The following is a 12,727-nucleotide window of genomic DNA, read 5'->3' as shown; positions in this document are numbered from 1 at the left end:
ACTATTGACCGCTACTTTTTCCGCATGCGCTTGAGGAAGGCGGGCAGCAGGTTGAACAGCCGCACCAGCGCATGCATCTGCCAGGGGAAGACGCAGCGCGCGTCGCGCCCGGCGATGGCGGCGGCGATGCGCTGCACCGCCTCCTGCTCGGGCATGAGGTAGGGCTTGCCGCTGGCGTCGCCGTGGTTCAGTTCGCGCAGGCGCGCAGTGTCCACGTAGCCGGGCACGACGACGGTGACGGCGATGCCGAACGGCGCCAGCGCCTTGCGGTAGGCGTCGCAGATGGCGATGGCGGCGCGCTTGCTGGCGCTGTACAGGGAGCCGTTCGGGTAATCGTCCTGCAGGCCGGCGATGGAGGCCACCGCCACCAGCTGGCCCTGCTCGCGCGCCATCATGGCGTCGGCGGCGGCGCTGAAGGCGTGCTCCAGGCCGCCGACATTCACGCGCAGCACGGGCAAGGCGCTGCTGCGGTCGCGCGCGATGGCGGCGGCGTCGGTGTACTGGCCGGCGGTGACGATGAGCAGGTCCAGTCCCTCGCCGACATCGCAGGCATCGCAGGCATCGCCGGCAAACTGCGCCACGAGGCGCGCCACGGCGGCGCGGTCCGCGATATCGCAGGCGTGGACGCTGACGCGGCTGTCGCGCGCGAACGCCACCCCGTCCAGCTTTTCCGGGTGCCTGCCGCAGACGGCCACGCGCGCGCCCTGCTCCCAGTAGTGCCGCGCCAGACCCAAGCCGATGCCGCTGGTGCCGCCGATGACCATCACCCTCATGCGGGCGCCTTGTTGTGGCGCGTGGCGCGGCGCATGGGCGGACGGCGGCCCTGCGCGGCCAGTTCGTAAGCCTCGGCGGCGCGCTGGTAGCCATATTGCCATTGCGCGTCCACTTCTTCCAGGTAGCGCGCGTAGCTGGTCGGCGCCACCAGCCGCACACGGTTGCGCAGCCAGTCCACGCGCTTCTGGATGCCGTTGCCGCGCAGCGCGATGCCGACGTCGCTGGTGTCCACCCACACGTCCACCGGCTGGCCGTGCACATGCTGCATGCGGCGGTTGCCGTCGACGCCGAACACGGCGCGCAGGGCGGGAATGGCCATCAGCTGGTCGTAGGGGGGCTTCATTTCCATGGTGACGTGGCGCGCCAGGCTGCACGCCAGCTCCACGGGGAACAGGTCCACCACGCCGCCGGTGTAGTCCCGCTGGGCACAGAGTGACAGCGGAAGTAGAACATGTCCGAGATGGAGATGCGCACCGCGTCGGCCAGCGGCATGGTGGTATCGACCCGCAGCGCCGGTTCCACCGCGTCGGTCCAGCCGTTGCTGCCGATGGCGGATGGCAGGCCCTCGGCAAGCGCGGCGGTGCGGCTGCCGCAGAACAGCGTCACGCCGTACAGCCGGCGGTCCCCGCGCAGCAGGCCCACTTCGTGTTCGGAGAACAGCAGCTTGCCGCCCAGGATGGCCAGCGCGGTGCCGCCCTGCCCGGCCACGGGCGGCAGCGGCAGCACGGCGGGAATCTCGAACAGGTAGTCGTGGAACAGGTCCGGCAGGCGCGCCGCCTTGCCGGGATGCAGGCGGCGCAGCGCCACGTTGGCCAGCGCGCGCAACGGCGCGGCGCGCGGGCCGGACTGCAGGCCGCAAAAGAATTCATACATCTGCGGCGAGGCCACCCAGGCCTTGCGCGCAGCGCTGTCGGGCAGGTTGCGGATGATGGCGCCGGCCACCGCGCCGCCGCAGGTGGCCAGCAGCAGGTCCGGTTCCTGGCCTGCGTCGACGGCGGCGGCGTGCATGCCGAGGTAGTAGCCGAAGCGGAAGCCGCCGCCGGCCAGCACCATGCAGCGTTGGTAGCGTTGATCTGGTTGTGCTTGCATCATGCGTGCCATAATGCATCAATTACATAGTTTATAACAAGGACAGTTCGACCATGAAGCCGGAAGCAGTGCCCAGCATGCGCGAGCGCGTGACGCAGCTTGCGTTCAACGGCGCGCTGTTCGGGCTATGTTACCCGCTGGCGAACCATCTTGCCGCGCGCGCGGGCGTGACGCGCAGCGTGGCGCTGCCGTGGGATGCGGCGCTGCCCTTTTTGCCGTGGATGGTGCTGCCCTACATGACGTCCGGGCTGCTGTTCGTGCTGAGCTTTCTGCTGGCGGGCAGCCGCGCCGAGCTGTCTGCGCTGAGCCGCCGCGTGGCCTTTGCCACGGTGGCTGCCTGCCTGGTGTTCGCCGCCTTCCCGCTGCGCTTCTCTTTCGCGCGCCCCACCGTGGACGCCGCGCTACCCGCCTGGCTGTTCGCGCGGCTGTCCGCCATGGACCAGCCCTACAACCAGCTGCCATCGCTGCATGTGGCCTATTGCCTGATTTTCTGGCCAGCGCTGCGCGGCGCCGTCCATCGCGGCGCCGCCCTGCTCGCCGCATGGCTGCTGCTCGTCGCGGCCACCACCGTGTTCACTTACCAGCACCACCTGGCCGACGTCGCGGGCGGCGCCCTGCTTGGCCTGCTCGCCATGCGCGCAGCGGGCAGCGCCGTCGCGGCCGGGTCCAAGCCGGTAGCGTTCTGCTACGCGCTGATGTCGGGCCTGGCGCTGCTGGCGTGGTTTGCGTTGGGCGGACCGTGGTGGCTGTACCTCGGCGCCAGCCTGCTGCTGGTGGCATGGGCCTATCACCGCCGCGATGCCGCCTTCCTGCACAAGCACAACGGCCGCTACCCGCCGTGGGTGTGGCTGCTGTACGCGCCCTACCTGGGCGGCTATCTGCTGACCTGGCAGCTGGTGCGCTGGCGCGAGCGCCACCGCCCGCCCTTCGACCGGCACAGTGAACGCCTGTGGGTGGGGCGCCGCCTGAGCAACGCCGAGGCGGCGCAGCTGCCGCCCGATTGCGCCGTGATCGACCTGTCCAATGAACTGAGCGAGACGCAGGCCCTGCGCGGCCGCCCCTACCAGCACTTCCCGCTGCTGGACCTGCAGGCGCTCGACGCCCGCTCGGCCCAGCCCATCCTGGCCGCGATCGACGCCCACGCCGGCCAGGGCCGCAACATCTATCTGCACTGCGCCATGGGGTACGCGCGCAGCCGCCGCGTCGCCCAACTTTACAAGGAGTACACCCAGCAATGAGTTTCTCGATCTACCAGCTCAAGCCGAAATTCCAGCAACTGCTGCAGCCGCTGATGCGCGCGCTGGTGCGCTACCGCGTGACGCCAAACCAGATCACGCTGGCCACCATGCTGCTGTCGGTGGCCTACGGCGCCGCGCTGGCCTGGCAGCCCGACTGCACCGGCCTGTGGCTGGGCATGCCCGCCTTCCTGCTGCTGCGCATGGCGCTGAACGCCATCGACGGCATGCTGGCCAACGCCACCGGCCAGAAAACCCGCCTCGGCACGCTGCTCAACGAGATTTGCGACCAGGTGTCGGACGCGGCGCTGTACCTGCCCTTCATGCTGGCTGCCGCGCTGCACGCGCCGCTGGTGGTGCTGTGCGTGGTGGGCGCGCTGCTGGCGGAGTTCGCCGGCGTGCTGGCGCTCAGCGTGGCAGTGCCGCGCCGCTTCGACGGCCCCATGGGCAAGAGCGACCGCGCCTTCTGGTTCGGCCTGCTCGCCCTGCTGATCGCCTGCCGCGCCGCGCCGCTGCTGCTGAACGGCATCCTGATGCTGGTGATCGTGCTGTCCGTGTGGACCGTGTTCAACCGCCTGCGGCAGGCGCTGCGCGCTTCCGCGCCAGCGACACCGTAAAGATGCCTTCCAGGCCGATGCTGGTGGCGATTTTCTCGCCGCCGGCGCAGGCCACCAGCCCGTCCATTTCGGCCTGCGGCCGGGGGCGCATCTGCCACGAGGCACCGCGATGGTTGGTCAGGGTCAGCGCAATCATGTCCAGCTGCGGGTGCCACGGCTGCCCCGTGTAGATCAGGTAGCCGCCCGGCCGCAGCACGCTGAAGACACCCCTCAGCGACGCGGCCACCGGCTCGTTCTCGCTGAACAGTTCGTGCAGGCCGGAGACGATGGCGATGTCGTACTCGCCCTCATCGGCGCGGTAGCTGTCGGGGTTGAAGGCGTCGCGCAACTGGAAATCCACGCTGGCGCGCAGCTGCAATTGCGTGGCCAACGCGCGCGCCTGGTCGAGATTGTGCTGCGCATAGTCGCGCAGCGTGACCTCGATCTCCTTGTCCTGGAAGCGCTTCACGGTCTCCAGCACGTAGCGTCCGGAACCGGCGGCGATGTCGAGGATGCGCAGCGGCTTGTCGCCTTGATGCGCAGCGATAAGCTCGCCCAGCATCTGCTGCAGCTGCCGCTTGCGCAGGCGGATGCCGCGCCAGCCCACCGCGTCCAGGTAGCCCCGGTCCATGGTTTTGCCCATGATGAAGCGCCCGCCGGCCTGGTTGCGGTACACATAGTCCAGCGAGGCGCCGGAATCGAAGCCGTGCTCCAGGCCGATCTTCATGCCGTCGCTCACGCCGCCCATTGCACCCAGCATCACGCGCTGCATCCCGAACCACGCCTTGGCCAGCGCGCCGCAGCTCTGCCCCGCTTGCATGGCGGCGTAGCGGCGCGCGCTGTGGCTGTCGCGGTCCGCGTTCAGGTAGTGCGACGGCGCCAGCGGCGCGCGCGCAAAGCAGTGTTCGACGAACTGGCGGCTCTCGTGCAGCGCCACGCTGGTGTCCTGCTCGTAGAACAGCGCGTGGAAGGCGTCCGGCAGGCGCACGTAGCGCTTCAGCGGCGAGGACAGACGGTCGAAAAAGGTTTGCTGCGGGCCTTCCTTGACCACGAAGTCCTTGCCGGCGGCCAGCATCAGTATTGGCGTATCGATGGCGGCGGCGTCGTGCACGATGCGCTTGGCCGTGTCCGCGAGGCCCAGCAGCACGCAGGCGGAGATAGCCTTGGCGATCAGCGGGTCGGCGCCGTAGGCTGCGGCCTCCTGCGGCGAATGCGTCAGCATGCCGGGCCGGATATAGCTGGTGACGAACAGCTCCGGCTTGAAGCGGCGCGCGAAACGCAGCGCGGGCTTGGCCAGCGGCACGTACAGTTTGATCTCGAACGCGGCTGCCGCCATGATGACGCCGCGCACGCGCGGCGCGTAGTCGTGCAGCCAGGTGGCGGCGATGACCGCGCCCACGCTGTTGGCCACCACGAGGATGTTTTCCTCTGCAAAACCGTGCACGTTGCGGATGTGGCGGATGAAGGTGTCGAAGTCCTCCACCAGCGCCTCGAAGCTGGGCGCGTCGCCGCGTTCGCCGGGCGAGTAGCCGTGGCCGCGCGCGTCCCAGGCGAAGGCGTGGTCCTGCGTGAAGCCGAACTGCTCCACCAGCGGCTGGATGCGGCCGGAATGCTCGTGGCCCCGGTGCAGGAACACCAGCGCGCGCTGCGGGCCGTCCCGGCGCGGCGCCAACGGCTCCCAGGCACGGTAGAACAAGCGCGTGCCGTCCTTGCAGTCGAAGCCGGATTCAGTGGTGCGCCAGGCCAGTGAGCGTTCAGCTTTCATGCTAGGTTCCTTGAAGGTGGATCAAAAAATACAGCAGCGGCGCGGTGACCACCAGGCTGTCGACGCGGTCCAGGATGCCGCCGTGGCCGGGTATCAGTTGCGAAAAATCCTTCACGCCCAGCACGCGCTTGGCGGCCGAGAACATCAGGTCGCCGCAGAAGCCGCCCAGCGACAACAGCACGGCATACACGGCCAACTGGCCCGGCACCGCCAGGCGCAGATAGCTGCCCAGCGCCAGCGACAGCAGCAGCGTCGCCGCCACGCCGCCCAGCAAGCCCTGCCGGGTCTTGTTCGGGCTGATGCTGGGCGCGATGCGGTGCCGGCCAAACAGCGTGCCGGAGATGAACTGCGCCACGTCGTTCAGCGAGGTCAGTACGTACAGGTAGAACAGCCAGCCGAGGCGGTGATGCGCGTCCATCGGCAAGGCCTCGTAACGCGGCAGGAAACTCACGCTGAAGCACAGGATCAGCCACAGCAGCCAGACCAGCGCGGGCACGCTGCGTGAACGCAGGAAATATAGCAGTGTGATGAGGCTGGCAAACGCCAGCAAGGCAGTGATTGCCGCCGGTTTGATGAAGATCAAGGAAATGGTGGCGGCCAGCGCGGCGGCGGCGGGCCAGGCGAAGTGCGCGGTGCCGTCGCGCCCGGTGAACGGCGCCAGTTCGCGCAGCGCCAGTGCGCCGATGGCCAGCGCCAGCAGAGGCGCGCCATACGGATGCAGCAGCAAGCTGGCCGTGACGACAGGAAAAATCCACCACCAGGCGTTCACTTGCAGCCTGAGCTGGCTCTGCGGCCGCGCGCGCAGCTTCAGGCCGACGCCCAGCGAGGCCATGCCCAGCATCAGGTACAGCATGCCGAGCGCGGTCAGGATTTCCGTGCCCAGCAGGGAAAGCGCTAATTGCATAATCGCCTCAATTGCTTGAAATGCAATTATACGTCGAATTTTCTATTAGACAACGTCTTGCGCGACAGGCAGTGCTTCGGTCTTCCAGCGCAGCATGCCGCCGGCCAGGTTGGCGACCTGCTTGAAGCCGGCCTTGGCCAGCAGCACGCTGGCCTGGGCCGAGCGCACGCCGGAGCGGCACACCGCCACGATGGGACGCTCCCGGTCGAAGTCGTCCAGCCGGTCCTTGAGCTGGGACAGGGGCACCAGGCGGGCACCGGGCAAGTGGCCGAGCTTGTCGATGAATTCAGGGGCTTCGCGCACGTCCACGATCTGCACCTGGTCGGCATGCTCCAACAGCGCCATCGGTTCGATTTCCCACACGCCGCTGAAGCGCAGCGTGAGCGGCGCCCAAGCGGGCGTGTCGGCCGTCGATGGATCGCCTTCGGCGCCCGCCCCTTCCGGCTGGCCGCAGCGCAGGTTGGCGGGCACGGCCACCGCCATCAGCTTGGGATGCGGCAGGTTCAGGTTGTTCATGTGGCCGGCGAAATCGCCCTCGTCCACGTCGCCGCCGAGGCGCGGGTTGAAGCGGCGTTCCTCGGCCACGCTGGTGACGGTGATGCCGCGATAGTCGTGCGCCGGATAGAGCAGACAGCTGTCGGGCAGCGTGAGGATTTGCTCGCGCACGGAGGCGAACAGCTGCTGCGGGCTGCCGCCCTGGAAATCGGTGCGGCCGCAGCCGCGTATCAGCAGGCTGTCGCCGGTGAAGGCCATGCTTTCATCGTCCAGCACATAGGTCAGGCAGCCGTTGGTGTGGCCGGGCGTGGCGCGCACTGTGAGATGGCGCGTGCCGAAGGCGATGCGGTCGCCGTGGCGCAAAGGCCGGTCCGCCAGCGCCGCGCCGGCCGCTTCCGCCACCGCGATGCTGCTGCCGACGCGCTGGTGCAGCCGCCAGGCGCCGGTGACGTGATCGGCGTGGACGTGGGTGTCGAGCGAGGCCAGCAGGCGCAGGTCCAGCTCGCGCAGCAGCGCCAGGTCGCGCGGCACCTGCTCGTACACCGGATCGATCAGCACGGCCTCGCCGCTGTCACCCAGCAAATAGGTGTAGGTGGACGAGGTGGGGTCGAATAGCTGGCGGAAGATCATGATCGGAAAAGGTAGAGTCGATCATTCAATCATAGCAAAGCGACATGCCAATGCTATGCGGCCGAGCAAAAAAAAAGCCCGCTACGGGAGCGGGCTAAATCTAATCTCTTGGAGGAGAATAGAGGAGACAGGTGTAATGATGCCGCGTCGCAGCATATAAATCCACTTTATCTTTCTGATGACAGAGATAATCAAAACGTATATGACCCTAGCTTTCAGCCGCCGCCTCGCCCTGCTCTTCGGCTTCCTGCTCCCCGTGGCCGAACTGGTGCGCCGCAGCCAGCAGCTCGGCAGCATAGAAGTGCTTCCTCACCTGGTAGATGACTTCCTGATTGGAGGCTGTCTGCTCTATGCCGCCCTGCGCAGCAGACGCGAGCCGCTCAGCGGTCGCCGCTATCTGGCTGCAGCGTGGGGCGCAGCATGCGGGATGGGCTACTACAGCTTCGCAGGGCAGCTGATGACCCTGAGCCAGCCGGACCCGGCCCCCATATCCCCGGCTGGGGTGGCGATGGTTAAAGGTATCGGCCTGCTGCTGTGCATCGCCGCGTTGGCAGGCTGCTTGCGGGATGACCACAGCCCGCCCGTGTAGCACGGGTCCGGGCGCGCCCTGCTATTTCGCCGCGTCGCCTTCGATGTTCGGCAACAGCACCGTCAATATGCCCAGCAGAGGCAGGAAGGAGCACAGGTTGAACACGAAACCGATGCCCGCAACGTCGGCCAGTTTGCCCATGGCCGCAGCGCTGATGCCGCTGATGCCGAACATCAGGCCGAAGAAGATCCCCGAAATCATGCCCACATTGCCCGGCACCAGCTCCTGCGCGAACACCACGATGGCCGAGAAGGCCGACGAAATCACGAAGCCGATAATCACCGTGAGTACCGCGCACCAGAACAGGTTGGCGTATGGCAGCGCCAGCGTGAACGGCGCCGCGCCGAGGATGGAAATCCAGATTACCCGCTTGCGGCCGATGCGGTCGCCGATCGGGCCGCCGAGGAAGGTGCCCGCAGCCACTGCCGCGAGGAACAGGAACAGATAGAGCTGCGTGCTGGCCACCGGCAGGGAGAATTTCTCAATCAAGTAGAACGTGTAGTAGCTGGTCAGGCTGGACATGTAGATGTACTTGGAGAACACCAGCAGCGCGAGCACGCCCAGCGCGCCCAGCACCTGCTTGCGCGACAGCTTGGGTCCATGGCCAGCGCCCGCCTTGCGCTTGAAGGTCAGCAAATGTTCCTTGTACCAGTGCGACACGCGGTACAGCACGGCGATCGCCACGACGGCAAACAGCGAGAACCACGCGATATTGCCTTGCGCGCGGCCGACCACGATGCCGGCCGCCAGCAGCGGCCCCAGCGCGCTGCCGGTATTGCCGCCGACCTGGAACAGCGACTGCGCGAAACCGAAGCGCCCGCCGGACGCCATGCGCGCCACGCGCGACGCTTCCGGATGGAAGGCCGACGAGCCGATGCCGATCAGCGCCGACGCCACCAACAAGGCAGGGAAAGTGCTCACCACCGACAGCATCAGGATGCCAGCCAGCGTGAAGCACATGGCGGCCGGCAGCAGGAAGGGAATCGGGCGACGGTCGGTGTACAGGCCGATCCACGGCTGCAGCATGGAAGCGGTGCACTGGAAGGTCAGCGTGATCAGGCCCACTTCGGTGAAGCTGAGGCTGAACTGCTCTTTCAGCATCGGGTAGATGGACGGCAGCAGGGCCTGGACCAGGTCGTTCAGCAGGTGCACGAAGGCGACTGCGCCCAGGATACGCATCACGGCGCCCTGCGGCGTGGAATGGGAAGAGATGGCGGCGTTGGCGGAATGCGGTAAGACGGTGCTCATGATCATGCTGGCTTGATTTGCGGACTAGAAGTGTAATATGGTGATTTCGCAAGTATCTGACATTAATCGTCGCCTAACTGACAGATCATGATCACGCCAGACATCCTGACCGCCGACGCATTGCAATCCGTGCCGCGCGTGGTGGTCGCCTTGCCCAGGGAACAGGCGTTCCGCCAGCTGGTGCCGCGCCATTGCCATCAGCGCGCGCAATTCCTGTACGCCATCGAGGGCGTGATGCGCGTGACCACGGACGTCGGCGTCTGGCTGATACCGCCCCGCCGCGCCCTGCTGATCGCGCCCGGCGTGGCGCACGAGCTGACCATGCTGACCAACGTGAGCATGCGCTCGCTGTACATCGCCCCGGCCGCCCTCCCCGGCCTCGTTGCCGGCTGCAGGCTTATCGAGGTGAGCAGCCTGCTGCGCGAGCTGGTGCAGGCGCTGGTGGCGGAACCGGTGGAATACCCGATACCCGGGCGCGGCGAACATCTGGCGGCGCTGATCCTGTCCGAGCTGGGCGCTGCGGCGACGGTGCCGATCTCCATCCCCTGGCCGCGCGACCGGCGCCTGGTGCGCGTGTGCGAAGCCATCATGGACAACCCGGGCGACACCCGTTCCATCGACGAGTGGGCCTTCCACGCCGGCGCCAGCGCCCGCACGCTGATGCGCTTGTTCCCCAGAGAGACCAGTTTGCCGTTTCGACAATGGGTGCAGCAAGTGCATCTGGCCGACGCCTTCTGCCGCCTGGCGCGCGGCGACAGCGTGGGCAGCATCGCCGCCGCGCTGGGCTACGCCAGCCCCAGCGCCTTCACCGCCATGTTCCGCCGCATCCTCGGCAAAACGCCGCAAGACTACCTGGCCGAATGGCGCGTCCCGGCTTGATTCCCGGCCACGCCGCCCTGCGCGCGCAAAAAAAAGCCCGCTACGGGAGCGGACTGAATCTAATCTCCACCTGCCGCGCCGCCCTACGCGCGCAAAAAAAAGCCCGCTACAGGAGCGGGCTGAATCTAATCTCTTGGAGGAGAATAGAGGAGACAGGAGCTATGATGCCGTAAAGCATCATATATTTCTACTTTATATTAGTGATGATAGAAATAAATGATGCGTATAACTTGGCAAAAATACTTACTTTCCCACGTCGGCTGCGTATGGGAGCACGCGGGAAGCCAGTCGGGTATCGGTTTTCAGCAGGCCTACTTCGTCCGCCAGGATATGCACCGCTTCATTCAGCAGCACGTCCTTGGCGGCCTTGGCGGCCTTCTCGGCGTCCAGTTCCGCGCTCAGGCTGCGCTCGTCGCCCTGCAGGCCGTCGTCGGTGCGCAGCGCGCCCTTCACTGCCGCCACCTGGCGCGCAGCCTTGGCGTTGGCATTGGCCGGCTTGGCTGAGATCGCCTTGTTCAGCGCTTCCTTGGCGTCCGGGATCAAGACCGGGTCGTCCGGCGAGGCCACCAGGCTGAGCAGGCGGGCTTCGCGCAGCTTGGCGCGCGCCTCCTGCTGGTCGCGTTCCTTGCGGCGCACGGCCTCGTTCAGCGAAATGGTGTTGTCCTTGCGCTGCTTCTTCACCAGCGCGATGTCCTCGGCCAGGTACTGGAAGTCCTTGTCCTTGGCCACGCGCGCTTCATGCTTCTTGTCCAGCAGCGGCACGATTTCCTTCAGCTCGCCCGCCGGGATGTAGATGGCCGGCTTGATGGCCACCCACGGCAGCGCGTTGTCGTAGCTCGACTCGCCGAAGCTTTCCGGGTCCGACATGGACGGCAGGCTGATGTCCGGCGTCACGCCGCGCAGCTGCGTGGTGCCGCCGTTGATGCGGAAGAACTGCGCCACCGTCATCTTCAGTTCGCCAAAGCGCGGCTTGTCATTCTGCGAATAGCGGTCCAGGTTGACCAGGGTCTGCACGGTGCCCTTGCCGAACGACGGTTCGCCGATCACCAGGCCACGGCCGTAATCCTGGATCGCGGCGGCGAAGATTTCCGACGCCGACGCCGAGCTGCGGTTGATCAGCACGCCCACCGGGCCGTCCCACGCCAGGCCGGCGTTGGTGTCGCTTTCCACTTCAACCTTGCCTTGCGCATTGCGCTGCTGCACCACGGGACCCTTGTCGATGAACAAGCCGGTCAGTTCCACCGCCTCGGTCAGCGAGCCGCCGCCATTGTTGCGCAGGTCGATCAGCACGTTGTCGACTTTTTCCTTCTTCAGCTCGGCCAGCAGGCGCGCCACGTCGCGGGTGGCGCTCTTGTAGTCCTTGTCGCCCTTGCGGCGCGCTTCAAAGTCCAGGTAGAAGGTCGGCAGCGAAATCACGCCGACGCGGCGCTTGGCCGTGCCGTCGCGCACTTCGAGGATGGACTTCTTGGCCGACTGCTCTTCCATGCTGATCTTCTTGCGCACCAGCGACAGCTGCGCCAGCTTGCCGTCCGGACCGGCGTCGGCCGGCAGGATCTGCAGGCGCACCGTGGAATCCTTGGCGCCGCGGATCTGCTGCACCACGTCGTCGATGCGCCAGCCCACCACGTCGGTGAAGCTGCCGCTCTCGCCCTGGCCCACGCCGACGATGCGGTCGCCCACCTTCAGCTTGCCCGACAAGGCGGCCGGGCTGCCCGGCACGATTTCGCGCACCACGGTGTAGTCGTCGCGCTGCTGCAGCTGGGCGCCGATGCCTTCCAGCGACAGGCGCATGGCGATATCGAAATTCTCGGCCGCGCGCGGGCCGAGGTAGTTGGTGTGCGGCTCGATCGACATGGCGTAGGCGTTCATGAAGATCTGGAACACGTCTTCATTGTTCAGCTTGCGAGAACGGCTCATGTAGTTCTCGTAGCGCTTGTCCAGCGTCTCGCGGATGGCCTTGTCGTCCTTGCCGGCCAGTTTCAGGCGCAGCCAGTCGTTCTTGACGCGCTTGCGCCACAAGTCCTTCACTTCCGCCTCGCTCTTGGGCCACTCGGCCTTTTCGCGGTCGATCTGGTAGCTCTCGTCCTGCGTGAAATCGAATTTGGTCTTCAGCAGCTCGCGGGCATAGGTGATGCGCTCGTTGAAGCGCTGCTGGTAGAGGTTGTAGATGGCGAACGGCACCGTCAGGTTTTCCGACATGATGGCGTCGTCCATCTTGGTGCGCATGGGCGCGAACTGGTCCACGTCGGCTTGCACGAAGAACAGCTTTTCGCCGTCCAGCGACTTGAAGTAGCGGTCGAAGATCTTCTCCGACATCGCGTCGTCCAACGGGGTAGCCTTGTAGTGATAGCGCGACATGACGTGCGACGCCCACAACGCGGCCTGCGACTGCACCGCCTGCGGCCGAACGACATCCGCTGCCTTTTCGGGCGCTGCCGCGCCCACCTGTACCGAAACGGCCAGCGCAATCGCGCTCAACAGCATCTGCTTCTTCATCGGCTTACTCCGAAAACTTGATTTCAT

12 protein-coding genes are annotated in these 12,727 nt (G+C 66.5%); 4 read left to right on the top strand and 8 right to left on the bottom strand.

Annotation, left to right across the window (positions count from 1 at the left end; translation table 11 throughout):
- Window positions 1-11 precede the first annotated feature (11 nt).
- Genes ACFJI2_RS08975 through ACFJI2_RS08965 form a run of 3 tightly spaced genes read right to left on the bottom strand, consistent with a single transcriptional unit; the run spans window position 12 to window position 1,866 of the window.
- Entirely contained in the window at window positions 12-773 is a 762-nt protein-coding gene (locus ACFJI2_RS08975) for an SDR family NAD(P)-dependent oxidoreductase (protein WP_377704687.1), read from the bottom strand.
- Window positions 770-1,174: a hypothetical protein gene (locus tag ACFJI2_RS08970; protein WP_377704686.1), complete on the bottom strand. Its 405-nt coding sequence runs from the start codon at window positions 1,172-1,174 to the stop codon at window positions 770-772. The genes ACFJI2_RS08975 and ACFJI2_RS08970 overlap by 4 nt, the downstream gene beginning before the upstream one ends.
- Window positions 1,114-1,866, bottom strand: coding sequence for a hypothetical protein (locus ACFJI2_RS08965; protein WP_377704685.1), 753 nt, complete (start codon window positions 1,864-1,866; stop codon window positions 1,114-1,116). Before ACFJI2_RS08965 ends, ACFJI2_RS08970 begins: the two co-directional genes overlap by 61 nt.
- 50 nt (window positions 1,867-1,916) lie before the next feature.
- Here ACFJI2_RS08965 and ACFJI2_RS08960 point away from each other — a divergent pair, with 50 nt between their 5' ends.
- Both ACFJI2_RS08960 and ACFJI2_RS08955 read left to right on the top strand, forming a co-directional pair.
- Window positions 1,917-3,101, top strand: a complete 1,185-nt coding sequence (locus ACFJI2_RS08960; RefSeq protein ID WP_377704684.1) for a hypothetical protein — start codon at window positions 1,917-1,919, stop codon at window positions 3,099-3,101.
- On the top strand, window positions 3,098-3,715 hold the full coding sequence (locus tag ACFJI2_RS08955; protein ID WP_377704683.1) for a CDP-alcohol phosphatidyltransferase family protein: 618 nt from the start codon (window positions 3,098-3,100) through the stop codon (window positions 3,713-3,715). The genes ACFJI2_RS08960 and ACFJI2_RS08955 overlap by 4 nt, the downstream gene beginning before the upstream one ends.
- Here the strand turns inward: ACFJI2_RS08955 and ACFJI2_RS08950 are convergent.
- From ACFJI2_RS08950 to ACFJI2_RS08940, 3 genes are read right to left on the bottom strand one after another with little or no spacing between them, the layout of a single operon-like run.
- Window positions 3,666-5,459, bottom strand: a complete 1,794-nt coding sequence (locus tag ACFJI2_RS08950) for a bifunctional alpha/beta hydrolase/class I SAM-dependent methyltransferase (protein ID WP_377704682.1) — start codon at window positions 5,457-5,459, stop codon at window positions 3,666-3,668. The two genes, ACFJI2_RS08955 and ACFJI2_RS08950, sit on opposite strands and share 50 nt — an antisense overlap.
- 1 nt (window position 5,460) lies before the next feature.
- On the bottom strand, window positions 5,461-6,363 hold the full coding sequence (locus ACFJI2_RS08945; RefSeq protein WP_377704681.1) for a phosphatidate cytidylyltransferase: 903 nt from the start codon (window positions 6,361-6,363) through the stop codon (window positions 5,461-5,463).
- 45 nt (window positions 6,364-6,408) lie between these two features.
- Entirely contained in the window at window positions 6,409-7,488 is a 1,080-nt protein-coding gene (locus ACFJI2_RS08940; RefSeq protein WP_377704680.1) for a rhodanese-like domain-containing protein, read from the bottom strand.
- Window positions 7,489-7,690: 202 nt separating this feature from the next.
- Here ACFJI2_RS08940 and ACFJI2_RS08935 point away from each other — a divergent pair, with 202 nt between their 5' ends.
- On the top strand, window positions 7,691-8,077 hold the full coding sequence (locus ACFJI2_RS08935; protein WP_377704679.1) for a hypothetical protein: 387 nt from the start codon (window positions 7,691-7,693) through the stop codon (window positions 8,075-8,077).
- Between the two features lie 21 nt (window positions 8,078-8,098).
- Here the strand turns inward: ACFJI2_RS08935 and ACFJI2_RS08930 are convergent, their stop codons facing one another.
- On the bottom strand, window positions 8,099-9,325 hold the full coding sequence (locus ACFJI2_RS08930) for an MFS transporter (protein WP_377704678.1): 1,227 nt from the start codon (window positions 9,323-9,325) through the stop codon (window positions 8,099-8,101).
- A gap of 87 nt (window positions 9,326-9,412) precedes the next feature.
- Between ACFJI2_RS08930 and ACFJI2_RS08925 the strand changes: the two genes are divergently transcribed.
- Entirely contained in the window at window positions 9,413-10,204 is a 792-nt protein-coding gene (locus ACFJI2_RS08925) for an AraC family transcriptional regulator (RefSeq protein ID WP_377704677.1), read from the top strand.
- A gap of 243 nt (window positions 10,205-10,447) precedes the next feature.
- Here ACFJI2_RS08925 and ACFJI2_RS08920 read toward each other — a convergent pair whose 3' ends face one another.
- Window positions 10,448-12,700, bottom strand: coding sequence for a carboxy terminal-processing peptidase (locus ACFJI2_RS08920; RefSeq protein WP_377704676.1), 2,253 nt, complete (start codon window positions 12,698-12,700; stop codon window positions 10,448-10,450).
- Between the last annotated feature and the right edge of the window lie 27 nt (window positions 12,701-12,727).

The organism is Pseudoduganella sp. UC29_71, assembly GCF_042693265.1.
In the GTDB taxonomy this organism is placed as follows: domain Bacteria; phylum Pseudomonadota; class Gammaproteobacteria; order Burkholderiales; family Burkholderiaceae_D; genus Rugamonas.
Note: the sequence above shows the minus strand (reverse complement) of the source record. Positions and strands in the feature narration are given on the sequence as shown.

Excerpts from the sequence above, each read along its gene's own strand:
- ACFJI2_RS08930 (WP_377704678.1), bottom strand. The coding sequence starts at position 9,325 with ATGAGCACCGTCTTACCGCATTCCGCCAACGCCGCCATCTCTTCCCAT.
- ACFJI2_RS08920 (WP_377704676.1), bottom strand. The coding sequence starts at position 12,700 with ATGAAGAAGCAGATGCTGTTGAGCGCGATTGCGCTGGCCGTTTCGGTA.
- ACFJI2_RS08965 (WP_377704685.1), bottom strand. The coding sequence starts at position 1,866 with ATGATGCAAGCACAACCAGATCAACGCTACCAACGCTGCATGGTGCTG.
- ACFJI2_RS08960 (WP_377704684.1), top strand. The coding sequence starts at position 1,917 with ATGAAGCCGGAAGCAGTGCCCAGCATGCGCGAGCGCGTGACGCAGCTT.
- ACFJI2_RS08935 (WP_377704679.1), top strand. The coding sequence starts at position 7,691 with ATGACCCTAGCTTTCAGCCGCCGCCTCGCCCTGCTCTTCGGCTTCCTG.
- ACFJI2_RS08940 (WP_377704680.1), bottom strand. The coding sequence starts at position 7,488 with ATGATCTTCCGCCAGCTATTCGACCCCACCTCGTCCACCTACACCTAT.
- ACFJI2_RS08950 (WP_377704682.1), bottom strand. The coding sequence starts at position 5,459 with ATGAAAGCTGAACGCTCACTGGCCTGGCGCACCACTGAATCCGGCTTC.
- ACFJI2_RS08925 (WP_377704677.1), top strand. The coding sequence starts at position 9,413 with ATGATCACGCCAGACATCCTGACCGCCGACGCATTGCAATCCGTGCCG.
- ACFJI2_RS08955 (WP_377704683.1), top strand. The coding sequence starts at position 3,098 with ATGAGTTTCTCGATCTACCAGCTCAAGCCGAAATTCCAGCAACTGCTG.
- ACFJI2_RS08975 (WP_377704687.1), bottom strand. The coding sequence starts at position 773 with ATGAGGGTGATGGTCATCGGCGGCACCAGCGGCATCGGCTTGGGTCTG.
- ACFJI2_RS08945 (WP_377704681.1), bottom strand. The coding sequence starts at position 6,363 with ATGCAATTAGCGCTTTCCCTGCTGGGCACGGAAATCCTGACCGCGCTC.